Raw genomic sequence first — 25545 nt, forward strand, 5'->3', positions numbered from 1 at the left:
CCCTCGTCAGGCCCCGGAGACGAGGTACACCGAGGCAACCGCGAAGGCGATACCGAGCGCCTTCCGCGCCGAGAACGACTCGCCGAGGAGGACGACTCCGATGAGCGAGGAGAAGACGAGGAAGGTCGCGAAGATCGGCGTCACGACGCTGACGGGGCCCAAAGAGAGCGCGCGGTACAGCGCCAGTATCCCGATACCGAGGAAGACGCCGGCCGCGAGCACGTGGAGCAGCTTGGGAGAGCCGAGATGCGAGGTGAACCCCTGTCCGGTGTACCAGACGATGCCGACCGCCATCGAGACGAGGAGGGTGTTCGAGACGATGACGGCGACGTCGCTCGGGATCGCGTCGGGACCGGTGGTCGCGATCCGCATGAGCGGCGAGACGAACGTGTACGCCCCCATCGCGAGCAGCGCGTACGGGAGGTAGGTGGTGTCCATGTCCGGGGATGTGACGGCGGCGATAAGTGTCTGCCGACCCGCGGTCGACGGGGGAGAGCGTCGACGCGCGGTGGAGCGCTTCAGTACGCTTTTGGGCCGAGCGGCCGAACGAACGCGTATGGAGTCCACGTTCGACCACGTGATGATCCGCGTCGAGGACTTAGAGGAGAGCCTCGACTGGTATCAGACCCACCTGAACTACGAGGAGAAGGGCCGCTGGGAGGCGGACACGTTCACGAACGTGTTCCTCGGTCCCGAGGACGTCCACGAAGCCGGCGCGCTGCTCGAACTCACGTACAACCACGACGACCGTACCTACGAGACCGGCGACGCGTGGGGCCACATCGCGGTTCGCGTCCCCGAGGACGCGCTCCAGGAGTCCTACGACGAGCTGATGGAGGGCGGTGTCGAGGACTATCGCGACCCCGAGTCCTGCGGGAACCGCTACGCGTTCGTGAAGGACCCCGACGGCCACGAGGTCGAGATCGTCAAACGGGACTACGGCGCGAAGTGGAGCCTCGATCACACGATGATCCGCGTCGAGGACGCCGACGAGGCGCTCGGCTACTGGACGCGAAAGTTCGAGTTCGGCGAGGCCCGAGACCGCTGGGAGGCCGACACGTTCGCGAACTACTTCGTCGCGCCCGAGGACGCCCCGAAGGAGGCGATGAAACTCGAACTCACCTACAACTACGACGGTCGCTCCTACGAGATGGGCGACGCGTGGGGCCACCTCGCGCTCGAGGTCGACGACCTCGACGACGCGTGGGAGCAGCTGATGGTCCGTGAAGCCGCCGACTACCGCGACCCCGAGTCGTGTGACGACCGCTACGCGTTCACGAAGGACCAGGACGGCCACGAGGTCGAACTGGTCACCGAGGACTGAGCCGGATCAGTTCGACTCCCGTCGGCATTCACGTTCGCCGGCAGGTGCCTATTGACGACTAGTCGAATCTGTTCGTGTCGATCATGGAGGTGGTAGAGCCGTTCGAGGGATTCGGCTTTCGTGTCACGGGGGTACGTATCTCCGGTGATGGAGCCGATCTTCGGAAAACACAGATCGTATTACCGCCCGAGAGGGTGACCATCGCTTGGAGAAACGATTCATCATCAAACTTCGTACGGTAACGTTTCAGATAATCGGAACAAACTCCACTCAACTGACTCTACCAGTAGTATGTATCCTAACAGAACTGGTGCGGATGGATCGCTCTGCCGGCTCTCTGTGTCCAGTCGGTTCAAAGCGGACTTGGCCTTCCCGCTATCCAGCAGTATTGCGAGTACCTGTTCCACCGTAAGATCGTACTCGATAACGTACTCGCTCGTGCTCTCTAACTGACGATCGTCGAAGTATTGCTTTACTGGCTCATCAAGCCCCAATTCGTCAAACCCGTCTCGAATTAACGTGTCCACACTGTCCGAGGGATCGATAGTCAATACCACGTCACTCTCGTATGTCTCCGATTCGACGCTCGTTATCCGTTCAACGAGATCAATGTCCTGATTTGCCAACCGTGAAAACGCGCGATCCACGTCTTCCGCCCATGTCTTCACGAAATACTCGTTACAGCGGATACCGAGCTCTCCCGATAGCTCCGTGATATTCGCGATCGGCGACTTCGAAACTCGCGTGAAACTAACGATGGGAACGCCATGTTCGTGTGCCAATTCGGCTAAACGGACACCGTCGATCAGCGCGACATCCAAGTCACGGGCAAGGTCCTCTCCTGGCGCGGTAAACCCGCCAGACGTTACAATAACGACGGAATCGATCGATTCGTCCTGTTGATAAAGAGTAGCATAATTCCGAACCATCCGACTTCCGATGGTGGTTTCTTCTCCGTTTTGTTTCACCTGAACGGCCGTGTAGGACCCGTCTCGCCGTGCTTCGAGATCGATCCCTCGATCGCGGCTTCGCTGTCGCACGGTCGTGGTAAACCTCCGTGCTGACCATACTTCAGCGACGAACTCCTCGAACTCGTAAGGAGTCATCGCTCTCATCCTATCTTTCGCTTGAGAGACGGAGATCGGCATTATCACCTATACCGTTCAGCTATAGAAGAGGTTTTTGTCGAGTCGGATCGCCGTTCTCCCGGTTTACTGAGCAGGCTCTGTTGATATACTCCTTTCCAGATCCAATACAGCATGACACATTCGATCGATGAAGGATGCTTATACGACGATTGGTTTTGGAAGACGTTGGACTGGCCGGTTCGAGATCGTTGCTGGCACGGTGAACGCCACCAAAGCCCTGCCGCGAGAGCTCCCGACTGTCCCTTTGAAGGCCCTCTCCACGCCGCACAGCTTCCGCACCTCGCGCCTCCCTGGTCTCCTCGCGGGCTCCTCGTTCCCTCCGGCCACCCGGTGGCGCGCCACCGTACCGTGGACTGATTATAGAGATTCGAGGAGAATACCTGCGCCTTTAGGCGCAGGATGAATCCGACAACTCCTACCCAATCCACCGTCGATAGCAGGGCCGGATATTCCACGCCAATCGACACTATTAATAAAACAGCACGCATAACCAGTTATGAAGTCAGAAATGAGTCGAACCGTCCGAACCTTTGAGGCCACAATCACGAACCAGCAACAGGTTCGTGACAACCTCGACCAGCTCGGATGGGCCGCCTCAAAACTCTGGAACGTCGGTCGCTACTACGCACAAGAACAGTGGGACGAAACGGGCGGGATTCCCGATGACGGGGAACTCAAAGCCGAACTCAAAAGTCATGAACGCTACACGGACTTACATTCTCAGTCCAGTCAGCGCGTTCTCGAAGAACTCGCTGAAGCGTTCAACGGCTGGTTCGGAAAGCGTCGGAACGGCGATGACCGTGCCCGACCGCCCGGCTACCGCAAAAACGGAGACGCCCACCCGCGTTCAACTGTGTCGTTCAAAGCGGCTGGCTTCAAGCACGACGCACAGTTCACCCGTGTCCGCCTCTCAAAAGGTCGAAACCTCAAAGAACACCGCTCAGACTTCATCCTGTGCGAGTACCAGACTCGCCCGGATATTGACCTGACCGAGTGGGACATTCAACAGGTTCGTGCGGTCTACAAGCGCGACGAGTGGCGACTCCAATTCGTCTGTCGCACCGCTATCGACCCGGAACCGCCGGGCGATGAAGTGGCAGGTGTTGACCTCGGGATATGTAACTTCGCCGCTGTCTCGTTCGGCGGTGAATCCGTGTTGTATCCCGGTGGCGCACTCAAAGAGGACGAATACTACTTCACGAAAAAGAAAGCCAAGTGCGACGATTCCTCGTCTCGTGAAGTAACTCGTCTCGACCGCAAGCGGAGGGGTCGTCGGACGCACTTCTTACACGGCCTCTCGAAAGCAATCGTCGAAGAGTGTGCTGAACGTGGTGTCGGAACGGTTGTGGTTGGCGACCTTGGCGGCATCCGCGAGGACAATGAGAACGGTAAGTCTCGAAATTGGGGCGACCACGGCAATCTCGACTTGCACGGGTGGGCGTTCGACCGTTTCACGACGCTACTCGACTACAAGGCGGAAGCCGAAGGTGTCGAGGTGGAGTTGGTGTCTGAACGGGATACGTCGAAGTCGTGTTCGGCGTGTGGTTACACCGATGATGACCAACGCGTCGAACGCGGACTGTACGTGTGTGAGAAGTGCGATACGGTTGCGAATGCGGACGTGAATGGTGCGGAGAACATTCGACAAAAGGTACTCCCGAGTCTCTCCACAGATGGCGTTGACGAGACGCATCGCGTCTCGTCCGCACACCAGAACGCGAAGCGTTCTGGGGACGGTGATAGGGATAACGGCTGGTTGGCACAGCCAGCGGTTCACCTGTTCGACCGTAGTGAGGGTGTTTTCGCCCCACGAGAACAAGTCGTGACCCGCGAACCCTAATATCCCAACTCAGCGGCGCGGTGCCGTGGGATTCCCGCGTCTTCAGGCGCGGGAGGATGTCAATCCTCTCTAATCTTGGAAAAAACACGAGCGCATCATCTGCCGATGATTTCGGCAGGGCCTCCGTGGATTGATTCCTGGATTCAGTAACCGATCTGTACAATTAATTCGGCAGATGGTACCAAAGATACGGTGTGTTCCACCCACGAACAGCATCCGAAGAAGCGATTTCAACGGAACTCGTCGTCGAAGACTGAGCCGACCCGTTCGGTGCGCCGATCGACGATCCGCTCCGTCATGTCCACTGCCCGCGTTAGGACTCGACCGGCCGGAACGTGACGATTCGCCCGCCGTCGGTCTCTCGCTCGCCCACGTCGACCTCGACCGTCTCTCCGACCTCGATCGCGTCGCCGTCGCCATCGGCATCGACATCGCCGTCGCCGTCGACCCCCCGAACGATCCCCGTCAGCCGAACCGGTCCGAACCGGGCGACGGCGGTGACGTACGGCGCGTCGTCGGAAAAGCGCGGCGAGGGAACGTGGACGACAGTGAACGTCTCGACCGTCCCCGAGCCGGGAAGCGGCTCCTCCGAGAGCGGAGATGACCCGCACTCCGGACACACGCGCCGCGGCGGCAGCGAGCCGTGGCCCTCGGGACAGACGAGCGCGTAGCCCGCGCCCTCCGAGAGCGCGTCGATCCACTCGTCGTACCCCTCGTCTCGGGCGGTCATTCCGCCACCTCCAGCACGTGGACGACGGCGCTCGCGACCGTCCCGCCCGCGTTGTGGGCGACGCCTACCTCGGCGTCCGGGACGTGCTCGCTGTTCGGGTGATCGCCGCGAAGCAGCCGCGTCACCTCGGCGATCTGCGACCCGCCGGTCGCGCCGACGGGATGACCCTTCGCCTTCAGCCCGCCGGAGAGGTTCACCGGCAGGTCGCCGTCGGCGGTCGTGTGGCCGTCGCGGGCGGCGGCGATCCCCTCGCCCGGTTCGGCGAGCCCGAGCGACTCGATCGCGAGCACCTCCGCGATCGTGAAACAGTCGTGGACCTCCGCGAGGTCGACGTCGGCCGGCCCGATACCGGCGTCGTCGTAGGCGGCGGTCGCGGCGTCGACGGCCGCGGGCGTCGCGGCGAGGTCGGTCCGGTCGGCGAGCGCCATCCGGTCCGTTCCCTGGCCGGTGCCGGTCACGGCGACGGGCGCGTCCACGTCGTTCTCGGCGGCGTACTCCTCCGAGACCAACACGAGCGCGCTCGCGCCGTCGGTGATCGGGCAGGCGTCGTAGAGGTGGAGCGGCTCCGCGATCGGCGGGGAGTCGAGCGCCTCCTCGACCGACACCTCGGTGCGGAACTGCGCGTACTCGTTCGGGAGCGCGTTCTCGTGGTTCTTCGAGGCGACGTGTGCGAGGTCCTCGCGGCTCCCGCCGTGCGCCTCGAAGTAGGCGCGGGCCATCAGCGCGTACGCGCCGGGGAACGTGACGCCGGCCCGCACCTCGAAGAGGTCGTCCGCCGCTATCGCCAGTCCCTCCGTGGCCCCCTCGGTGTCGAGGTTCGTCATCCGCTCCATCCCGCCGGCGACGACGACGTCGGCGTCGCCCGCCGCCACCGTCCGGACCGCCTCGCGGACCGCGACGCCCGCGGACGCGCACGCCGACTCGTAGCGGGTGGCCGGACAGCGGACGCCCGCCGCCTCCGCCATCAGCGGGGCCTGGTGGCCCTGGTGCTCCGCGAGCGCGCCCATGAAGTTGCCGTAGTTCAGTTCCTCGACGGCGTTTCGGTCGACGCCGGCGTCCGCGAACGCGCGGTCGGCCGCCTCCGCGAACAGGTCCCGGCCGGTCCGCTCGGGGTGGCTCCCGAACCGCGTGAGTCCGACGCCTGCGACGCGTACCTCGGTCATACACGATCGATGACCGGTGACCGCGTTTAGCTCTGCCGGAAGCGGGGACCGCGGGGACGGAAAACGGGGCTACCCGATGTACCGCAGGTCGTCGTCGGGGACCGCCGGGCCGTCCTGCATCTCGCGGATCTTGCCGACGACCTCCTCCATCTCCTCGGCTCGGTCCTCGAGGGAGTCGTAGCCGAGTTCGAACCCGAGACGACCCTCGAGGACCTCGAGGACCGCTCGCGCGCTCTTCGGATCGACGAGGTAGCCGCTCGTCTCGCCCATCAGGCAGGCCGCCTCGAACCCGCGACGGCCGCCGAGCCCGAGCACGAGCCCGGAGACGCCGACGATCCCGCCCGCCGGCTCGTCGGGACGGAACTCCACGCCGGCCTCGCGGAGGTCGTCCGCGAGCGCCGCCTCGGAGACCGCCCCGAGTACCGTGTACTCCTCGACGAGTTCGCCCGTCGGCACGCCGCCGAGCGCGAACGCGCGTTTCGCGCCGAACGACTCCGCGACGTCGAGGAACGTCGAGGTGAGTCGGTAGTGTCCCGCGTTCGACCCCGCCTGGTGGTCGCCGGTCAACACGAGGAGGTCGGTACCGTCGGTCTCGACGGCGTGAAACTCCGCGCAGGTGAGCTCCGCGACCCCGTCCTCGCCGTCGACGCTCACCTGCGGCGGGAACTCCGTGGCGTACACCCGCCGGACGAGTTCGCCGTCGAACTCCTCGAGGAGGTGTTCGGCCGCGAGCTTCCCCACGTGGCCGACGCCCGGGAGCCCCTCGATCAGTACCGGGTCGTCGAGCTCCGGCGTGGCCACCTCGTCGATCTCGATGTCGTCCATACGGCGAACGTGCGGGCGGCGGTCACAAGAGGGTGGCTATTCGGGGATCACGAGTCGGGAGCGAGTCGGGACGTTTCGGCCCCCGCGTACCCGCCTCACTCGGGTCCGTTCGAGCGCGCCCGACGGCGGTACTCGCCGTACCGGTCAGTCGGGTCGAACGGGGCGGGCGCGCTGTTCTCGGCGGGGGAGCCGCACTCCGGGCAGCGGTCGCCGAGCGTGTACACCGGGCGGTCGTGGGCGGCTTCCCAGTCGGAACAGACGCGGATGTCGGAGCGCACGGGTGAGGTGTAGTGGGGAATCGACGCCGCGAGTTACTCGTCGTCCTCGCGCCGATCGCGGTGGAACGACCCGACGCCGCCGGCGGACTCGATCGCCTCGCGGGCGCGCCCCGCGGCGGCCTCGAGTTCGTCCTCGGCCGTCTTGTAGTCGGGGGCACGAACCTTGATCCGGTACTCCGGCGAGCCGACGTAGCCCACGTCGAGCTCGACGCCGTCGGGGATCTCGCCGTTCCCCTCGGCCGCCTCCAGGGCGGCCTTGACGTCGTCGACGCCGTCGGCGGCGGCCGACTCGAGGTCGACGTAGCCGGTGACATCGACGTACGGGACCGAGACGTTCTCGCGGGCCGCGTCGACGATCGCCTCCGCCGCGTCGTCGTCGACGTCCACGTCCTCGAGCGCCTCGAGCCCGCGAATGGCGGACGACTCGAAGGCGTCGTACAGCGAGTCGTACTCGCGGAGGAGCGCGTTCGCGACCGCGGTGTACCGGTCGTCGTCGACCTCCTCGCCGAGCGCGATGAGCATCCAGTTGTCGGCCTTGCGCTCGTTCTTCCAGTCCTGTATCGTCTCCTTGCGCTGGTGTTCGTTGACGTCCTTGATCGAGAGATCGATCTGGTTGGAGGACTGGTCGACCTCCAGCACCTTCGCGACGACGGTCTGTCCCTCGCGGACGTGGTCGCGGACGTTCTTGATCCAGCCGGAGGCGACCTCGCTGATGTGACACAGGCCGCGTTTCTCCTCGTACTGGTCGAGATCGACGAAGACGCCGAAGTCGGCGATCTCGTCGATCTCGCCGACGACGAGCTCACCGGGTTCGGGCCAGCCGCTGTACTTCATGATGGGGGGCGAGGCGGTTACCGCGCCTCAACGGTTTCGACGACGTCGCCGGCAAGCTCGGCCTCCCCGCCGGTCGGGGTCGCGAGCGTGGTGCCGCAGACGGCACACGACACGACCGAGGACGCCTTGCCGAAGACGACTTGTTCGTTCTCACAGTCCGCACAGCGCACGCGGTGGAAGCTTCCCGCCATGATCACTCCTGGAACGTGAGCCGGCCCGCGCGCCATCCCTCGCGCATGTGGGCCTTCCCGCAGTCGCTACAGCGGTAGTTCAGGTGCGTCTTCTTGGTGGGCTTGTCTCCACCGGGCACCTTCGAGTACCCGCCGGCGTTGCCGATCGTCGCGAGCGCGCGGCGTCGCTGTCGCGCGTCGCGTTTCATGCCGGTCGCACGACCCGATCGGACCTTCTCGACCTCGTGCTCCTGATGGGAGTCACAGTGAGGGCAGTACGTATTGAAGCGGCGTGGCATTTCCATGGATATCTACCTTGGGAGCCGGTTCGACGCCGACGCTTAAAACGGGTTTGGTCTGGCGTGGACGGCAGACGGAGGCAGGTCGGCTCCGGCCTCGACGGTCCGATCAGTTCATAGCGTGTAATCGTGCTCGCCCGTCTCCGACTCCAGGAACGCCGTCAGCAGGTCGACCGTCGCCGCGACGTCTCGGACGTTCGCCGTCTCCGTCACCGTATGGAGGTACCGCGTGGGGACCGAGATCGCGCCGACCGGCTTCGCGCCGCCCGGCGTCTGGAAGCCGGCGGTGTCGGTGCCGCCCGCCGGCAGCACCTCGTGTTGGTGGTCGATGTCGTTCGACTCCGCGACCTCGGTCAGCCGCCGGTGGACCTTCGGGCTCGTGATCACGGAGGAGTCCTTGAGCTTGATCGCCGCCCCGTCTCCGAGGCTCGTCACCGCGTCGGCCGCCTCGCCGATCTGCGGGACGTCGTTGGCGACGGTTACGTCCAACGCGATCGCCAGGTCCGGGTCGACGTCGACGCCGAGCGCGTGCGCGCCGCGGAGCCCGACCTCCTCTTGAACCGTCGCGGCGAAGTGGATCGTGACGTCCGGGTCGTCGATCCGGCGCGCGGCCGTGAGGGCAGCGAACAGGCAGACACGGTCGTCGAGCGCCTTCCCGGTCACGCAGTCGCCCATCCGCGTCGTCGTCTGGTCGAGCGTGACGAGGTCGCCGACGCTCACCAGGTCGGCGACCGCGTCGGCGTCGCGGCCGAGGTCGATGAAGACGTCCGACACCTCCTCGTCCGCCTCGCGCTGCTCGTCGGTGAGAGTGTGCGGCGGCACGGAGCCGATGACGCCCGTGAGGTCCCGCTCGCCGTGGACGGTCACGCGCTGGGCCCGCAGCACGCGCGGATCGAACCCCCCGAGCGCGTCGATTCGGACGAATCCCTCGTCGTCGACGTGGCGGACCATGAATCCGATCTCGTCCATGTGGGCCGCGACCGCGACCGAGTAGTCCGGGTTCGCTGCGCCCTCGATCGTGCCGACGACGTTGCCCATCGCGTCCGTGCGGACGCGGTCGACCGAGTCGGCGAGCTCGTGGCGAACGATCTCGCGGACGCGGTCCTCGTACCCCGGAACCCCGCGGGCCTCGGTGAGTTCGTACAGCAGGTCGGAATCGAGCGAGTCGTCACCGTCGAACGGGTCGTCGCCGGACGTGGCGGACATGCGTGACTCCAGCGCCGCCACGGTCAAAGTACCGTAGGATCCGGTCGTCGTCCGCCGTGGGGTCCGGCTCTCGTGGACTCCCGTGTCGAGAACGATGAACCGTTTTATCGTTGTTCCACAACGCTTTTGCGGTCCCTCCGGAGAGGTGGGGGCATGACCGACGTCAAGGCGGAACTCCGCGAACAGTTCATGGACGCGTTCGGCGGCGCCGACTTCCCCGTACAGAACCAGATGGACCTCGTTCCGGCGCTGCCGGACGGCCCGGCGACGAAGTTCGAGGCGGGCGACGTGAGCTTCACGGCGATGGAGCTCGCCGCCAAGCTCGGCAGCGACCAGGACTTCCCGTACGACACCGCCGAGGAACTCGTCGACGACGTCCTCGAGGCGCTCGAGTCGAAGGACCTGATCTGAGTCGATCGCGGCCGCAGTCCGGGGCTCCCCGCCGGCGAGAGGTTGATACGCACGCGGCCGTTACCACCTCCGTGACCGTGGCCGCCATCGGCGTCGTCCCGCAGTGGGTTCTCGTGGGGGTCGCCCTCGGTATCGCCGCGAGCGTCGTCGTCGCGATCGTCTTCTACCTCGGACACCGCCTGTTCCCGGAGAAGGCGTCGACCGCTGGGACCGAGACGCCGAGCGGCGACGCGCGCCGTCGCGGGGAGATCCGCGCGTACCTGACGGCGATCGGCGAGCGGTTCCTCGAGGAGCACACGGTCGCCGGGGTGGTCGTCCCCTTCTATCTCCCGGCACGCGGGGTCGTCGTCACCTTCGATGCGCACGACTACTTCCGGCTCGAGGGGGAGAACGTGCGCGCCGTGTTGTGTGAACACGAGATGCCCGGCCGCGGGCTCGGCCGCCGACTCCCGTTCGACGTGACCGAGCCCGACTGGGATACCGGCCCCGATCGTCCTCGACGGAACGATCACGTCGCCGACGCGTACGCGGAGCTCGGACTCTCCACCGACGCCGACGCCGACGCGGTGAAGCGCGCCTACCGCGAGCGCGTCAAGGAGACACACCCGGACCGCGGCGGCGACGAGGAGGCGTTCCGCCGGGTCCAGGAGGCGTACGCGACCGCCAGTGACCACGCGGACGGCGGAGCGAGCGGGTCCGACCGATCCGGACCGACCGATCGATCCGGTCGGGCCGACCGCTCCGGCCGGGAGGCCCGCCGGAGCGGGTACGGATCCGGACGCTGAGACGACCACGCGACCGCCGAGACGCCGGTTCATCGCGTTCACCGATCCGTCACGAACGAACGTTTATGATGATAGATACGTCATCTCACACCACATACAAGCAGCCAGACTCCACGAGTACACCGACGACATGACGGAGGGCCTCTCGATCGACGAGGTCGACCGTCCGACGGCGACCGGTCCGAGCGACGTGATAGTCGAGGTCGAGGGCGCCGGGTGGTGTCAGACTGACAACCACATCATCGAGGGAATGTGGGCGGAGTACGTCCCGCAGGAGCTCCCGATGACCTTGGGCCACGAGAACGCCGGGACGGTCGTCGAGACGGGCGAAGACGTGGGCCTCGTCGAGCCGGGCGACCCCGTGATCTGCCACCCGGTCCAGACGTGCGGCACCTGTCGACCCTGTCGGCTCGGCGAGACGATGTACTGCGAGAACGACGCGTTCAACGGGTTAACCACCGACGGCGGATTCGCCGACTACCTCCACACGAGCGAGCGCTCCGTGATCCCGCTGCCCGACGGCGTCAGCCCGATCGACATCGCCCCGCACGCCGACGCGGGGATCACGGCGTACCACGCCGCGAAGAAGGCGGTGGCCGAGTTGAACCCCGGCGACCACGCGGTCGTGATCGGCGTCGGCGGGCTGGGCCACATCGGCCTCCAGTGCCTCGACGCGATGAGCGCCGCCCGGGTCACCGCGGTCGACGTGAAGGAGTCCGCGCTCGAGTTGGCGGACCGGTACGGCGCGGATCACCTCGTCAACCCGGTCGACGAGGACGTGCGCGCGGAGATAGACGGGATCACGGACGGCACGGGCGCGGCGCAGGTCCTCGACTTCGTCGGCGAGGACGTGACCACGGCGTACGCGCCCGACGTCACCGCCGCCGGCGGCGACCACCATATCATCGGCTACGGCGGGCACGTCCACGAGCCGGCGCAGGCCTTAGTGAACGGCGAGTTCTCCTTCGTCGGGAACATCGTCGGCCGCTACGCGGAGCTCCAGGAGCTCGTTGCGCTCGTCGAGCAGGGCGATGTCGACCTCCACACCAGCCGGTACGACCTGGACGAGGTCAACGCCGTCGCCGAGAAGCTCGAACACGGCGAGATCGACGGCCGGGCCGTGATAACGCCCTGAGGAAGGCTCAAATCGGAACTTCACTCTCGAACAGAGCTATACGTCGCGTCCGTGACGTTCGCGTATGGACGTCGTCGTTCCGCTGGTCTCTCGGCTCTCGCCGTCGCAACGCTGGTCGCTTCTCGCCGGCGTCTACGCGTTCGGCTGTGCCGCGCTGACGGCGGTCCTCCTTTCCGACGTGCTCGGGCTCTTTGCCGAGGTGATCGGGCTGCCGCCGACGCTCTCCATGCTCCTCCTCGCGAGCCCCGCGCTCGTCGCCGGCGCGGGGATCTGGTGGGCGCTCGTCGAGCGACGCGGCGCCTACACGTATCCGGCCGGGGCCGCGTTCGGGCTCCTTACGGCGCTCTCGACCGGGGCGGTGTGGACCGTCCGGTTCGTGTCCGTCTGGGGCGTCGAGATGCTCACGGCCGGTCCCGTGCCGCTTCTCGTCGGGTTCGTGCTCGGGATGACGGCGCTCGCGGGAGTCCTCGTCGGCCTCCCGTTCGCGTACGTCCGTCGGCGGAGCGGGAGGCGGTCGGACTCCGCCGCGACCGCTAACTCCTTGTGATCACGGAACACACCGGACGAACATGGACGAGAGCGACGACGCCTCCGTCGATGCCGCCGCCGACGCCTCCGTGGATCCCCTCGCCGACGAGGACGTCTACCGCGTGCTCGGCCCGGACGGGCGACCGCTCCCGGACGCGACCGTACCGGACCTCTCGGACGACCGGTTCCGTGCGATCTACCGCGACATGGTCACCACCCGGCGGTTCGACGAGCGCGCCGTCAGCCTCCAGCGGCAGGGGCGGATGGGGACGTACGCCCCCTGTGCCGGACAGGAGGGATCGGCGGTCGGGTCGACTCACGCGCTCGAGGAACGCGACCTGATCAGCTACCAGTACCGCGAGCACGGCGCGGTCGTCGTCCGTGACCTGCTCGCCGAGTACCTCCCGTACTGGATGGGTCACGAGTCCGGGACGGAGGCGATCGCCGAGGGCAACGTGTTCCCGCTCAACATCGGGATCGCGGCGCACCTCCCGCACGCGGTGGGGGCGTCGTGGGCGTTCGACCTCCGCGGGGAGGACCGCGTCGCGGCGTGTCACTTCGGCGACGGCGCGACGAGCGAGGGCGACTTCCACGAGGCGCTGAACTTCGCCGGCGTCTTCGACACGCCGACCCTCTTCTGTTGTCACAACAACGGCTGGGCCATCTCGGTTCCGCGCGAGCGTCAGACCGCGAGCGCGACGCTCGCGGCGAAGGCGACCGCCTACGGCTTCGAGGGCGTCCGCGTCGACGGGATGGACCCGCTCGCGAGCTACGCCGTCACGCGGGAGGCGGCCGAGCGCGCTCGCGGCGGCGGATCCGGGCGGGACGCGGGCGGCGGATCCGGGCGGGGTGCGGACGGCGAGACGAGTTCCGGCGCTCCCCCGACTCGCCCGGTCCTCGTCGAGTTCGTCGAGTACCGCTACGGCGCGCACACCACCGCCGACGACCCCACCGCCTACCGCGACGACGACGCGGTCGACCCCTGGCGGGCGATCGACCCGATCGATCGCATGGAGACGTTCCTCCGGGAGACGGGCCGGATCGACGACGAGGGCGTGGCGGCGGCCCGCGACCGCGCCGACGACGTCGTCGCCGAGGCGATCGACGCCGCGGAGGCGGTCGAACCCGACCCGGCCGCGATGTTCGATCACGCGTACGCCGACCTCCCGCCCGAGATCCGCCGGCAGCGCGACGAGCTGCTCGCGGCGGTCGAGGAACACGGCGAGGGGGCGTTCGACGCGGGCGAGTGAGCACGGGGCGCTGTTGAAGTTCGATCACGGAGAATCGAGGAGCACGCCTCGCGCTTCGGCGCGGAGAGGATGTCAACTACGCTGAACGGTCCATCGCCGCCGGAGCAACCTATTTGTTCCCGCTGTCGGTAGCCGGTTACATGCCGTTCACTCTCGGAGTTCACGAGTCCGTGGACCTGATCTTTCCGCCGACCGTCCTCCGTGACGCCCTCGAACCGAACGCCGACTCGGGTGACGTAGAGTCGAGCGACGCCGACTCGATCGACGGCTCCGAGGTTCGAGTCGTCGGATCCGGGGCGGAGCTCGAGGCCTGCGACGCGCTGGTGACCTTCGCGTACGAGGACGCGTTCCTCACCTCGGGGCTCTCGTGGATCCACTCCATCCAGGCTGGCGTCGACCGGTTCCCCTTCGACGAACTCGAGTCGCGGGGGATCCGGCTCACGAACAGCACCGGGATCCACGGCGACGCCGTCGGCGAGACCGTTCTCGGCTACATGATCCAGTTCGCCCGCCGGCTCCACCGCTACCGGGACCGCGGACGCGAACGCGAGTGGGCGCATCCGGAGTGGGACGAGCCATTCACGCTCTCCGGCGAGTCGCTCTGCGTCGTCGGCCTCGGGACGCTCGGCCGGGGGATCGCCGCCCGCGCCGACGCCTGCGGGATGGACGTCGTCGGCGTGCGGCGGACGCCGACCCCCGTCGATCACGTGAGAGAAGTGTACACGCCGAACGAGATCGAGAGCGCCGTCGAGGACGCGCGGTTCGTCGCGGTCGCCACGCCGCTAACCGAGGAGACGCGGGGACTGATCGGAGCCGACGTGCTGGCGGCGATGCCCGAGTCCGGCTACCTGTTGAACGTCTCCCGCGGCGGCGTCGTCGACGAGACGGCGCTGCTCGAGGAACTCGAGAACGACCGGCTCGCGGGCGCGGCCCTCGACGTCTTCGAGACGGAGCCGCTGCCCGAGGAGTCTCCCCTCTGGGAACTGGACGACGTGATCGTCACGCCGCACGCCGCGGCGGCGACCCGAGACTACTACCGGCGGATCGCCGACGTCGTCCGAGAGAACCGCCGACGGGCGGTGGCCGGAGAGCCGTTCGTGAATCAGGTGGTGTGAACTGTCGCCCGGCGACTGCCGGCGATCCGCGGAACTCGACGTGTCGATGACGATCGCCCACGAGAGGCGATCACGGCCCGAGATATCCCCAGGCCTGGAGCCGGTCCCCGTCGCCGTCGATCCAGCGCTCGCCGATGTCATCTCGGTAGTACATGTTGGGCATCACGATCTCGTCGATGCGATCGTACGCCTGCTCGCGCGCCGCCCCCATCGTGTCGCCCTTACCGGTCACGACGACGGGCATGCCGTTGTCGCCGGCGACGCGCCACTGGCCGTCGACGTTCTTCGCGTCCTCGAGGTGGACCCCCTCACGGCTCCCCGTCTCGAACACCACGGCCGCGTTCCGGGAGTTCTCGTCGTACGTCTTCTCGTCGTCGAACGGGAACGGGGGGAGGACGACTCGGACGGCGATCTGGTAGCCGTTGTGAACGTCGACCTCCGGATCGTTGCCGTGTGCGAGATCGTAGAAGAACTCGCCGGTGGAGGATTCGATCGACTCCTCTTGAAGCGCAATGGTCGGGTACCCGAACCGCGGCGTGAACTCCAGCGGGTAGATCCCGTTCTCGTTGACGATACAGTTGATGTCGATGCTCCCGACGTAGCCCTGGTCGGCGAGCCAGCCCTCGATCTTCCCGAAGGTCTCTTTGAAGAGTTTGTTCTGGCCCGCCCAGAACATCGAGGTCCCCATCTCACCGGTCGAGGGACCGATGTTTCCCGGAAATAGTTTCTTGTGCTCGTATTTCCAAGATCTATTATACAATTTAGACCATGCGACGCTGCCCCGGGTTATTTTTGCCTCTCGGAGATTTCTCCGAGACAGATGTCTGAGGATTCCGACGACACTAGGGGAGGACGGGTCGTTTTCGCAATACTAGTTGGAGTGACGTTCGGTGCGGCACTCGGAACGACAGTTCTCCAAGATATCACACAGGGAATTGTTGCTGGTGTCATCGTTGGAACCCTCGCTGCTCTCGTCTTCCCAGCGTGGACAGACCGTCTCTTCGAAACGGTAACAGACAAACTCGAAGCATAATCTACGGTACCGATCGATGAGTGAGTACCCTGTGTTGAGTGATTCGTGAGTCCGCTACAATCAAAAGAGATGGAGTAGATCGTCTTTCAGTAGGCTATTGTGCCTTCAGAGAAAGCTTCCTGTTTCAGAAGAGGCAGTTCGGATTCAGGTCCTCGACTGTGGCGACTTGATCAGGCGCTGTGGTCGATGTACTCACTTTCCCATTCAGCTCGCGCCTGAATCTCTCTAGCCCCCCGTCGTGTGGTAGTGTACTCGTTGGTCCGTCTATCGCGTTGACTTTTCTCGACAAGTCCCTTCTCAACCAGCGTGTCGAGATTTGGATAGAGACGACCATGGTGGATCTCCTTTTCGTAGTAGTTCTCAAGTTCGTCCTTGATTGCGAGCCCGTGCGGATCATCAAGGCCGGCGATTACGTACAGTAAGTCGCGCTGAAAGCCAGTGAGATCATACATATCACCAGCTTTCGTATTCATGATTTGAAATACTACTGATCTCCGAAACGAGATTCTGATATTAGGTCTGTCGAACTGTTCACTCCGGAAAACTATCTCGTGGAATTCAGCTGGTTCAGAACCTAAGTGCGGCTGTACGAAACAGAACTAGCTCGAATCTGTTGATCGGAATTCAAATCGCGCACCGCCTTCCGAACTGTCCGTGAGGGTGATATCCCAGTTGTGAGCTTGGGCGATACGTGAGACAATCGTGAGTCCGACCCCGCTTCCGCTGTACCCGGTTGTGTAGCCATGATCAAACACGGAATCACGTTCTTCAGGTGGAATTCCCTCACCGGTATCTTCGACATAGAAGCCGTGTTCGAGTGGACCGACGCGAACGGTGACGTCTTCACCACCGTGTCCGACCGCATTCCGGAACAAATTCTCGAAGAGTGCCATGAACTGACTGGGGTCGCCGGTCACTGTACACGGTTCCGTCGACAGCGTTGCTGACCGCGTCTCGGTCAACTCCCACGCATCGCGGGCTATCTCATGTACCGACACCGGCTCGTGTGTTTCCGCAGGAGTGTCATGACGTGCGAGTGTAGTAAGGTCGGTTACAAGGTCTTGGATTCGAGTGAGAGACGTTTCGACCGTCTCAAGGTTTGATTTATCCTCGGTCTCTCGGTATAACTCGAGGTTTCCGGTCGCAACAGACAACGGGTTTCGGAGATCGTGTGAGACCATACTGGCGAACTGTTCGAGTCGCTCGTTTTGCGCTTCTAATTCAGATTCTCGCTCACGTAACGTCTGTTCGGTGGTGACCTGAGAGAGCGCAGTGGTAATGTGACTGGCCAGTATCTCTCCGACAGTCACATCTTGGGTATCGAAATTTGAGGGGGTCGGTGATCCGGCCATCAAAATCCCGTACTCACCCAGTGGGAGATGTAACTCGCTGCGGATCGGTGATTCTGGGTTATAGATATCTGAATCACTCTGTACATCATCAACCGCTGTCGCAGTTCCGTCTTCGAAGACCCGCCAGGCGATGCTCTCCCCCTTGCTGAATGTCGGCGGCTCGCCGATGAGCTCTAGAACACCATCAGTGTACGCAACCGGAGCCAATGTTTCGCTTTCCGCATCGTACAGATGAATTGCGTTTGCTTGGAGGTCTAAAATCTCGCGTGCGGCAATAACGCCACGTTCAGCGACTTCTTCGACCGTCTCTGCTGACAATAGCCGCGGAATGGCCCGATTGAGCCCTTCGAGTTGTTGTTCTCGTTTTTTGCGTTCAGTAATCTCCGTGGACACGCCGAACACACCCTCGGCTTCGCCAGCAGTATCCAACACCGGGACTTTCAATGAGAGATACGTCCGGTCGTTACCATCCACCGTAATCTGCTCTTCAACTTCAAGTGGTTCGCCTGTCTCAAGCACACGGAGATCGTTCGCTTGGACAGTCTCTGCTACTTCGGGTGGGTGGATGTCCTCATCATACTGACCGACGAGGTCCTCCGTATCGACGTCGAACAAGCGCTCATATTCAGCATTCACAAACACGTACCGCCCCTCTGTATCTTTCAGATACATCACCGCGGTCGTATTTTTGAGGATGAGGTTGAGACGACGGTCTGCCTCTTGTAGATCCGAGAGTACGTGTCGCCGATCAAGGTACGCTGTGACGAGCTGTAGAATGGTGGTAAGCAATTCCTTTTCTTCCGGGAGAAACACATCGCTGTCCGCCTCAGTCAAAGCGTTAGTCGTGTAACCAATTGTCAGCGTAACTTCGTTGCCGGCGGTGGTCACATCGTGGACTGTGAACTGTTCGACCGGTGGTTCGTACTCCGGAGAGGTGAACTCAGTTTCATCGATGGTGAGCGACGCTACGGCTTCCTCAGGAAACTGTAGCGACTGTGGAAGATGTGTGACAACTTGTTGGAGCTGTCCTTCTGACTGACCGTCACTGTCGACAAGGACATCGCTGATTGTTTGAATCGCAGTGAGTTCCTTCACGCGTTCTCGCAGGTCACGTTTCGTTTGGTACTCAGCAACTGCGTGGCGGATGCGTGTGGCGAGTCGATCGTACTGTTCTGGGCCTCGTTTCTGTAGATAATCAGTCACACCGGCAGAGATGGCTTCGCTGGCGATTTCTTCTGAGCCCTTCCCAGTAAAGAGAATAAACGGTAGGTCCGAGTGGGTTTCACGAACCGTGTGGAGGAACTCAAGCCCATTCTGCTCCGGCATTTCATAATCACTCACCACACACACAATCGGCTCGGTTTCGATGATTTCGCGCGCGTCGGCGACACGAGTCGCAGTATGAATTGTCGCTGTAGGGAGGTTCCGTTGTAAATACGTGGCTGTGAGATCTAAGAAATCTGCCTCGTCATCGACGCAGAGAAGATGCATGGGCGAGTGTCTGTTACCTTGCTAAATATTCTTTCTGTGAGTGACCTGGGACAGAAGTCGTGGGTTTCCGCAGTACATCTTTGTGAACTAAACACAAACGGCTCTGTTGAAACCCTCAGTAGTTGATATATTCTGCCCCGTTGCGGTCAATACAGTTGATACACGCATCGATTTGCGCGGTTAGTCTGTCGCTCGATATGCTTCGGTGATTTCCAAGACGACCGCGCTAGCCAAGATCGCACTACCGAAGGCAATACCGGCCACAGTGACAGAGTTCCCGTATCCGACAGCGCTCGCAACCACAGCAACGACGAACATCCAGAAGCCAATTTGGACTGCGAGTGTCCGAGCCGAATGATCGACGATCTCGGAGGGCATGAGTAATAATTCCGCTAGAACACACGAATTTCTTCCGGTCTTCTGAGATGGGACTTCGCGTAGTAACTGCTATTACCACGTTTCCTGGCCCGCACGCTCCGTCAACCAGCCAGTTCAGTCGACGAAGTAGACGACATCGGACTTCAACGGGACCGCCGGCGACAGTGGACAGTAAGCACTCTTCAGCGACCGGCTGTTTCAGGTGAGAATCTATCTGAAGAATGGGATTTCAACAGAGCCACACAAACAGTAACTGATATTGTTGAATACTAATATTGGCAGACCATCTGACGGAGGGTCGTAGAATCTCATCGATTCGAACAAAACAAAAACAAGGGATCACTCCAAAACTGAGCGCCCCCAACGTTCCGACGTGTACCGCTCGTTTCGGACTCAGTTTCCACCGTCGGTATGGGAATCAAGCGCTTCACACATAACATAAAAAATCAAATAACTCTGCGCCAACCTCCATACCACCTTCAGCCGCTTCCGAAACCGGTCACAAGACTACCTATCCCCGGGACATTATAGCGGGGAATATTCGGATAATTCTGGTTCAGCTGAGGATGGAGGTATATTCTTAGCAGATTTAATCACATCTCATGCGATTTTGGGGTGCGTCTCAGCTATCAACCGCACCAAATTCGGCCGTAATTTGGAAAAATGTGCTAAGCGCTACTTAGAGAGTCTAAAAAAAGCCTATCGACCAATAATCAATAGAACTGCCTGAAAGAGCAGTAAATCAGCTAAGACTGATTCTAAGTTGGTTTAATACTGCCCGCAATCTCATCTAAAACAATATATTATTTGAGGTATTCGTTCAAATCGCACCAACTATGAGGCTGATGTCCATGCTTTTGCTGGGCGGATTCGGAAGCTTTCTCCGCAAGTTGCGGTACGTGAGAAGAAAATCGAAAGCATCACCAAGAGCACCGCTTTCAGCAAGTTGAGTCCGAACTTCAGACGGTCGATATCCGTCCTTCTTTCGCCTACTGACATCAATGTCAAACTGTTCGATCGCAGAAAGTCGTGATAGAATCGCCGGGAGGTGTTTCCCGTTCGGTGTGACGAAGTACCGATCAATGCGATCGGGAAACGCGGCGAGTTTCTCGACTGTTCCCTGGGCTCCATCTGTATCACCGGATTCCGTTTCGACTTCGGCAACGACGACTGGTTCGCCCTGAGAGAATCCCACGACGTCTAGACGTTTCTTCGATAGATGTGATACGTTGTCCCAACAGGTAGTCGGCTGTAGCCGCCAGACATCACAGTATCGAACAACGCGGTCAACATCAGACCGAGAAGCAACAAAGAGCGCAACGAGGTCAATCCCGACTCTATGTAGCGTATTTTCTGAAGGCGATCGTTCGCCCCAGCCGTCGTTGCTGACGTTCGGAATTCCGAGCTGCTTACGGACTTTCCACGGCACCGAGTAATATGTTTGAGGAGTATTCGGCTGAGAGAGCAAGCCGAGGCTTTTGAGCCGATCCACATCAACATCAAGTTTCGACCCGTCAGGTTGGTCTCGGAATGACGCCATGCTCTGCGTTAGTGAATACAAACCGATCCGTCGCTCCATTGCTAACCCGATACGTGTGAGAAAGAGTGCCTCGGCAGCCGATATGTCCTCAATCTCGAATGAATCGGTGAGTGGTTGAACATCTTTCACCTCCCTAAATTCGGAGCCCATTTCGCACGCAGCGGCTCGATGTGCGTCTTGGATGGCACTAGCATATTCTTCGGATTGGAACGGTCGATCCAAATCGGAAAGGCCCACTCGAATTGCGTCTGACGAGGGAAGGCCAACGTCCATCTCTCTCAATATAACGAGTTCGTGTCTGTATCGCTCCCAAGGAAGTGTCTTTATTCGCGGATAAAATGGAGTAAATTTCGGGGCAGGTACTTCATACGCGTCTCCCGAGTTAGAAGCCGTGAAACCATCGTCAATCGCAGCGTCTAATGCGTTTTCGAGTGTTTGTTTATTTTCGATGTCGTTACCAGGTCGATCAGGCGAAGGAAAGAACTGACAGATCTCATCAAACAGGGTTGTGAGAGGTATTGATTCGTTGAAATTGAGTGCTGAACTCGCACGAATGGTGTCGGCAACTGTGACGAGGCGCTTGTCTGGCCGAGGAAACGGATCCTTGGTATCCGGATCAACTAATGGATTGTCCGAATCCGAGCCGTAATGGGTGCCATAAGCTTGCGTTTTTCTGTATTTCAACTCGCGTCGAATCCATGATCGGACTTGGGGTGTGATATCGACATATTGCTGAATGTCGTTTTTAGAAAAGATTGCATAAGCAAGGTTGGCTAGTCGGTACCACCCGTAATACGCATAATTAGCAAGACGCATTAAGACCACATCGTCAGGAACGAAGAGATAGTCACGCTGTCTGGTGAGTGGTGGGAGGTCGTCAAAATTAGACTTTGGGAAGAATAGTGGATGATCAAGTGGTCCAATGAAACTCCTCGCACTCACGTGGCTCAACGGGATTTTGTAACCATCATCACATTGAATCACGCGATCCTCGTACAGGGATTGTTGTGATCCCACAGATATATGATTCGATTGGTATGTTCGGGCAGCGAGGACTGGGCTCGACGAGGCCTGTTCTGAATCCGGTACCAGCAGTATCGCTACGATCTCACGTTGTAATGGGCCCGGAATCAGATTTTGAAACGCATACAGTACATCATACACGTATTGTTCTCGAACGTGTTCCACCGTGAAAGACAGCCCAGGAGAATTCCGGAATGGTCGTGTCATCATCCTGCGTTCAGAACTATGCTCAGGATACTGCTCATACTCATGTGTCCCGCGGAGTGGATCCGCAAATTCGACACGAAGAGCGGTTATCGCGGCGAACGTGGCGATTTCGTGAAATGAGTCGATATTGGGGTGTGTCTTAATTCCATTCTTTGCTTTCAACGCCTCCACACCATACTCATCGAGGCGCTTTCCAAATCCCTCGCCAGTATCATCAAATAACGCGAAGAGTTGCCGCAGCTGCCTTCGCGTACAGTCTAACGGGAGGAGAGTTGCGCGTTGTACGTCGAGGTGCCGGTCTGGTATCTCAAGCATAGGTTGGGACTGAGACTAGGTCGTTTAGCGTATCGACTCCTTCATCGAGGAATCTCCGTCGAGGGAGAAGTGCCATCCCATCGAGGAGGGGAATCTGTCGAATGAGTTGTTCGTGTAATTTCTGTACGTTCGGAAGCGACCGGTATTTCTCTCTCGACTCTGGGAAGACCCCAGGGCAATCCGTCAGTTTGCTACACTTCAGGAAGTGGAGAAAGTCATAGATTGACTCTCGGTTCGGCAGAACGAGGATACCTGTGGCTGCGGTTTTCCCGATCTGAGCGGCCTGTAGATACGTCTCGAATGGCGACTCTTCCCACTCTGTGACGACTCCTAGGTATCGGAGTCGCTGACCATCGGTAGTGTATTCGAATCCTGCGACATCAAATCCGAGTACGGGGAGACTCGACGAGGTCTCTTTAGAGGAATCGTAGTCCGAGCGCGAGTAGATGAGGTGTGGCGAGATCGCCCAGTCAACGTTCGGCAAGCGGAGTAATTGCGTCTTCATCCGACAGGCCACGAGGTTATGATCTCTATGGGCGTCTAGTATGGCCCTTCCATCGAATGGCTTGAAATCAGAGTACGGGTGAGATGCGTTCTCCGGATACGTATCGACCAATTCGACATCCCATATCTGCCTGAACTCTGCCGTCGTACTGTAGACTTTCGAGCGGTCGACACGCCGCTTGACTATCCACTTCGAGTCTAGAGTGTCCGGTTGTACGTCGTAATGATTTGCACAGACCTCACGCAGGTCCTTTGTGAAACCGCGACGAAGTCCACCGTATCCCGGGATTAACCCGTACTGATCGAGAAACACTACGTGGGCAAACACCCTCGCTGGTGTGACCTCCTTTCTTTTTTGTTTGATTCGTTGTTCGCTGGCTTTGATCCCTGCGAGGGGACCGAGAACCAATTCGTCATGTTTCAGCAGTAGGTCTTGGCGGAACGCTTCCGCCAGCCACTCTTGAGGTCGAATGTTGTATGGTGTATTGGAAAAGTATTCGCCGAAGCCTGTCGAATCAGTCTGAATTAATGATCTGAGTGCCGGATACAGAGGCTCGAATGAGAGGCCATCGTTCCCCATAACGTGAGGTGTGATATGTGTCTCAGGAGATCGATGTCTCGGGAGCAGCCATTTTTGCGCAGTAAGCCGCCGCTCAAATGAGACCACTTCTGGGGAATGACAAGGAGTTTCGTTCTCACCGTACTTGCGGCCACAGACAGAGCAAGTTCGCTCTACAAAATCAGTTAGTTGCGGCTGCTCGTTCTGGTTTCCTCCGTTCTCTTCTCTTTCCGTATTGCTCCACATACTGAATCTAAATTTGTGATCGAATTTAAAGGTCTGCCCCGAGATATTGCTACGCTTCTGTTACTGTGCCGTCTATCTAACCGCAAAATTATAAAAATAGATTGAGGGGTCTGTAGGCCCTTAGTGAATCATTGGAAATGGGGTCACGCTCCCCGAGCCAGCAGTCCTTGCTGTTACTCTCCCGGCTTTGTCCCAGTCCGCAGGTTCTCCCGATACTCTCCCCATGCTTGGTACATCTCTGTCCGTTCCGCTTCCGTGATCGTCTCGTGTTCGGCTTCGTCGTAGAACGGGAGTTCCTCCTTCTCGGGGACCGCCATCACCTGCTTGAGCGGGTAGATTTTCTTGTAGTAGTTCTCCAAGACCCAGTCTTCGCCGTGCTCGTCGACAGCTTCTTCGATGAACGGGGCAGCCTCCGGATACTCCGCGGCGAGTGTGTCAGTCATGGTTGTTGTGTTGGGGGTGGATTGGGTCGCTCCGATACGCGGACAAATCGACGTTCAGGCGTCGGTGAACTCGGCCAGTGAGTGGTTCGAACTGCTACTGTTCCACTTCCCGATTTGGATGAGCTCGAACGTCTCAAGCGAGGCGTCGATCGTCTCGGCGAGCCGCGTCTGAATCGCAGAGGGCAGGCTCTCGATGGGAATCGCCGTGAGCGCGTGCTGGGTAAGGTGGTAACTCGATGCGAGGTTCGTCGGGGCGACAAGAATCACGCGTTCTCCATCGACATCGTCGAGCGCGAGTTGGGCATCCCGGTACTGGTGGACAGCCACATTCAATTCATCCACGGGAAAGAGGTAGTCAGCAGCCCCAAATTCGATACTCGCCCCTGCTGACTCAAAATGCCCTTTGAGCATAACTATGTACAAATATATGTTCTATGGACATTAACGTTGTGGTGAATGAGATGGTGATCTGTCCCACTACGGGCCATGCTCCCCAGTTTGAATAGCCCGCCCGCTACAGCGGACCATGTGTCCCGAGACCTCTACGACTGTACAGCGGCTGAACTCGCAACAGGCTCTGTCGAACACCTCTCATACGACACACCACCAAGTACTGCTGCTGAGTGGCTCGAAACAAACGGGTACGACGCCGCGCCGATCGAACGACAGGGCGACGCGGTCGGGTTCATCCACGAAGACGACGTCACTGCTGACGATGACGGCGATACACTCGAGGAGCATCTCACCCCGCTCACAATTGACTACATGATGAGCGGAGACACCGCGTTTGAGGACGTCCTTGCTGCGCTTATTGAGGAACCGGTTTACTTCCTCGGCGGCCACAGTCGCATTACTGGCATCCTGACCCGTGCCGATCTCAACACGGCCCCAGTACGCATCTACCTGTTCGACCGCATCACCTACCTCGAAGAACACCTTCGTGAACTCATCCTCGAACACGCACCCAATTGGAAACAGACGCCAGTCTCCGTTGATGAACTCGACGACATCGAGGACCGATACACAGACGCACAAGCTGCTAACGTTGAGTTGGAGGAGATCCACTACGCACAGTTCTCTACGCTAAACACCATCATCTCGAACGTCGAAGCCTGTTGGCAAGCCTGTGGGTTCTCAACGACAGCGCAAGCCGACTCTCGACTTCACGAGATCACAGACCTCCGGAACGACGTCGCTCACGCCAATCTCCTCGTTGAAAATACCGATAGCGATGGATTCCTCAATAGCGGTCGTACGACCGAGAACCTGTCTACCACGCTTACAAATATCAACCAGGTTCTCACCAATCTCCAAGAAGCCGGATGCGCTCCGGGGACAGTAGAGGATCGGTTCGAACGCTCAGAGCAGGCGGATCAATTTCTCTGAAGAACGACTGTGTCGATCCGAATCTCT

26 protein-coding genes and 1 pseudogene are annotated in these 25545 nt (G+C 60.8%); 10 read left to right on the forward strand and 17 right to left on the reverse strand.

Annotated elements, in window-relative coordinates; all coding sequences use genetic code 11:
- Positions 1-6: 6 nt before the first annotated feature.
- Positions 7-438: an EamA family transporter gene (locus FN829_RS10205; RefSeq protein ID WP_142986885.1), complete on the reverse strand. Its 432-nt coding sequence runs from the start codon at positions 436-438 to the stop codon at positions 7-9.
- 118 nt (positions 439-556) lie between these two features.
- Between FN829_RS10205 and FN829_RS10210 the strand changes: the two genes are divergently transcribed.
- Positions 557-1324: a VOC family protein gene (locus FN829_RS10210; protein ID WP_142986886.1), complete on the forward strand. Its 768-nt coding sequence runs from the start codon at positions 557-559 to the stop codon at positions 1322-1324.
- A gap of 224 nt (positions 1325-1548) precedes the next feature.
- Here the strand turns inward: FN829_RS10210 and FN829_RS10215 are convergent, their stop codons facing one another.
- Positions 1549-2472: a restriction endonuclease gene (locus FN829_RS10215; RefSeq protein WP_142986887.1), complete on the reverse strand. Its 924-nt coding sequence runs from the start codon at positions 2470-2472 to the stop codon at positions 1549-1551.
- A 508-nt stretch (positions 2473-2980) separates the two neighbouring features.
- On the opposite strand from FN829_RS10215, the gene FN829_RS10220 reads away from it, so the two are divergent.
- A complete protein-coding gene (locus tag FN829_RS10220) occupies positions 2981-4312 on the forward strand; it encodes an RNA-guided endonuclease InsQ/TnpB family protein (RefSeq protein ID WP_142986994.1) in 1332 nt (443 codons plus the stop codon).
- A gap of 313 nt (positions 4313-4625) precedes the next feature.
- Here FN829_RS10220 and FN829_RS10225 read toward each other — a convergent pair whose 3' ends face one another.
- The 8 genes from FN829_RS10225 to FN829_RS10260 all read right to left on the reverse strand — a co-directional run bounded on the left by FN829_RS10225 (position 4626) and on the right by FN829_RS10260 (position 9817).
- The gene (locus FN829_RS10225; RefSeq protein WP_142986888.1) at positions 4626-5042 is read right to left on the reverse strand and encodes a Zn-ribbon domain-containing OB-fold protein; all 417 of its coding nucleotides are present in this window, start codon (positions 5040-5042) and stop codon (positions 4626-4628) included.
- The gene (locus tag FN829_RS10230; protein ID WP_142986889.1) at positions 5039-6205 is read right to left on the reverse strand and encodes a thiolase domain-containing protein; all 1167 of its coding nucleotides are present in this window, start codon (positions 6203-6205) and stop codon (positions 5039-5041) included. Before FN829_RS10230 ends, FN829_RS10225 begins: the two co-directional genes overlap by 4 nt.
- A gap of 69 nt (positions 6206-6274) precedes the next feature.
- A complete protein-coding gene (locus tag FN829_RS10235) occupies positions 6275-7030 on the reverse strand; it encodes a proteasome assembly chaperone family protein (RefSeq protein ID WP_142986890.1) in 756 nt (251 codons plus the stop codon).
- A 95-nt stretch (positions 7031-7125) separates the two neighbouring features.
- Positions 7126-7308, reverse strand: a complete 183-nt coding sequence (locus FN829_RS10240) for an RNA-protein complex protein Nop10 (RefSeq protein ID WP_142986891.1) — start codon at positions 7306-7308, stop codon at positions 7126-7128.
- Positions 7309-7341: 33 nt separating this feature from the next.
- Complete coding sequence (locus FN829_RS10245; RefSeq protein WP_142986892.1) at positions 7342-8142, reverse strand: translation initiation factor IF-2 subunit alpha; 801 nt, start codon at positions 8140-8142, stop codon at positions 7342-7344.
- Positions 8143-8159: 17 nt separating this feature from the next.
- Complete coding sequence (locus FN829_RS10250) at positions 8160-8333, reverse strand: 30S ribosomal protein S27e (RefSeq protein ID WP_142986893.1); 174 nt, start codon at positions 8331-8333, stop codon at positions 8160-8162.
- A 2-nt stretch (positions 8334-8335) separates the two neighbouring features.
- Positions 8336-8617 (reverse strand): 50S ribosomal protein L44e, encoded by a 282-nt coding sequence (locus FN829_RS10255; RefSeq protein ID WP_142986894.1) that lies wholly within the window; start codon positions 8615-8617, stop codon positions 8336-8338.
- 108 nt (positions 8618-8725) lie between these two features.
- Complete coding sequence (locus FN829_RS10260; RefSeq protein WP_142986895.1) at positions 8726-9817, reverse strand: M42 family metallopeptidase; 1092 nt, start codon at positions 9815-9817, stop codon at positions 8726-8728.
- Positions 9818-9970: 153 nt separating this feature from the next.
- Between FN829_RS10260 and FN829_RS10265 the strand changes: the two genes are divergently transcribed.
- The 6 genes from FN829_RS10265 (at position 9971) to ddh (ending at position 15041) form a co-directional block, all read left to right on the forward strand.
- The gene (locus FN829_RS10265) at positions 9971-10228 is read left to right on the forward strand and encodes an MTH865 family protein (protein ID WP_142986896.1); all 258 of its coding nucleotides are present in this window, start codon (positions 9971-9973) and stop codon (positions 10226-10228) included.
- 71 nt (positions 10229-10299) lie between these two features.
- On the forward strand, positions 10300-11013 hold the full coding sequence (locus FN829_RS10270; protein WP_142986897.1) for a J domain-containing protein: 714 nt from the start codon (positions 10300-10302) through the stop codon (positions 11011-11013).
- A 94-nt stretch (positions 11014-11107) separates the two neighbouring features.
- Positions 11108-12148: an NAD(P)-dependent alcohol dehydrogenase gene (locus FN829_RS10275; protein ID WP_142986995.1), complete on the forward strand. Its 1041-nt coding sequence runs from the start codon at positions 11108-11110 to the stop codon at positions 12146-12148.
- A 64-nt stretch (positions 12149-12212) separates the two neighbouring features.
- The gene (locus FN829_RS10280) at positions 12213-12695 is read left to right on the forward strand and encodes a hypothetical protein (protein WP_142986898.1); all 483 of its coding nucleotides are present in this window, start codon (positions 12213-12215) and stop codon (positions 12693-12695) included.
- Positions 12696-12717: 22 nt separating this feature from the next.
- Positions 12718-13926 (forward strand): thiamine pyrophosphate-dependent dehydrogenase E1 component subunit alpha, encoded by a 1209-nt coding sequence (locus FN829_RS10285; protein WP_142986899.1) that lies wholly within the window; start codon positions 12718-12720, stop codon positions 13924-13926.
- A gap of 140 nt (positions 13927-14066) precedes the next feature.
- A complete protein-coding gene (gene ddh / locus FN829_RS10290; RefSeq protein ID WP_142986900.1) occupies positions 14067-15041 on the forward strand; it encodes a D-2-hydroxyacid dehydrogenase in 975 nt (324 codons plus the stop codon).
- 70 nt (positions 15042-15111) lie between these two features.
- On the opposite strand, the pseudogene FN829_RS10295 reads toward ddh, so the two are convergent.
- Positions 15112-15780, reverse strand: a pseudogene (locus FN829_RS10295) (phosphoribosylamine--glycine ligase); the annotation flags it as partial.
- Between the two features lie 81 nt (positions 15781-15861).
- Here FN829_RS10295 and FN829_RS10300 point away from each other — a divergent pair.
- Positions 15862-16074, forward strand: coding sequence for a hypothetical protein (locus FN829_RS10300; RefSeq protein ID WP_142986901.1), 213 nt, complete (start codon positions 15862-15864; stop codon positions 16072-16074).
- Between the two features lie 170 nt (positions 16075-16244).
- Here FN829_RS10300 and FN829_RS10305 read toward each other — a convergent pair whose 3' ends face one another.
- The 6 genes from FN829_RS10305 to FN829_RS10330 form a co-directional block, all read right to left on the reverse strand.
- Complete coding sequence (locus FN829_RS10305; protein ID WP_142986996.1) at positions 16245-16526, reverse strand: helix-turn-helix transcriptional regulator; 282 nt, start codon at positions 16524-16526, stop codon at positions 16245-16247.
- A gap of 147 nt (positions 16527-16673) precedes the next feature.
- A complete protein-coding gene (locus FN829_RS10310; protein WP_142986902.1) occupies positions 16674-18917 on the reverse strand; it encodes a PAS domain-containing protein in 2244 nt (747 codons plus the stop codon).
- A gap of 1198 nt (positions 18918-20115) precedes the next feature.
- Positions 20116-22380, reverse strand: coding sequence for a hypothetical protein (locus FN829_RS10315; protein ID WP_142986903.1), 2265 nt, complete (start codon positions 22378-22380; stop codon positions 20116-20118).
- Positions 22373-23689, reverse strand: coding sequence for a hypothetical protein (locus FN829_RS10320; protein WP_142986904.1), 1317 nt, complete (start codon positions 23687-23689; stop codon positions 22373-22375). The genes FN829_RS10315 and FN829_RS10320 overlap by 8 nt, the downstream gene beginning before the upstream one ends.
- A gap of 173 nt (positions 23690-23862) precedes the next feature.
- Positions 23863-24132: a hypothetical protein gene (locus tag FN829_RS10325; protein ID WP_142986905.1), complete on the reverse strand. Its 270-nt coding sequence runs from the start codon at positions 24130-24132 to the stop codon at positions 23863-23865.
- Positions 24133-24186: 54 nt separating this feature from the next.
- Positions 24187-24543, reverse strand: a complete 357-nt coding sequence (locus tag FN829_RS10330) for a hypothetical protein (RefSeq protein ID WP_142986906.1) — start codon at positions 24541-24543, stop codon at positions 24187-24189.
- A gap of 117 nt (positions 24544-24660) precedes the next feature.
- On the opposite strand from FN829_RS10330, the gene FN829_RS10335 reads away from it, so the two are divergent.
- Complete coding sequence (locus FN829_RS10335) at positions 24661-25518, forward strand: CBS domain-containing protein (RefSeq protein WP_142986907.1); 858 nt, start codon at positions 24661-24663, stop codon at positions 25516-25518.
- Positions 25519-25545 lie beyond the last annotated feature (27 nt).

It is taken from the genome of Halorubrum cibi (assembly GCF_900182635.1).
In the GTDB taxonomy this organism is placed as follows: Archaea; Halobacteriota; Halobacteria; order Halobacteriales; family Haloferacaceae; genus Halorubrum; species Halorubrum cibi.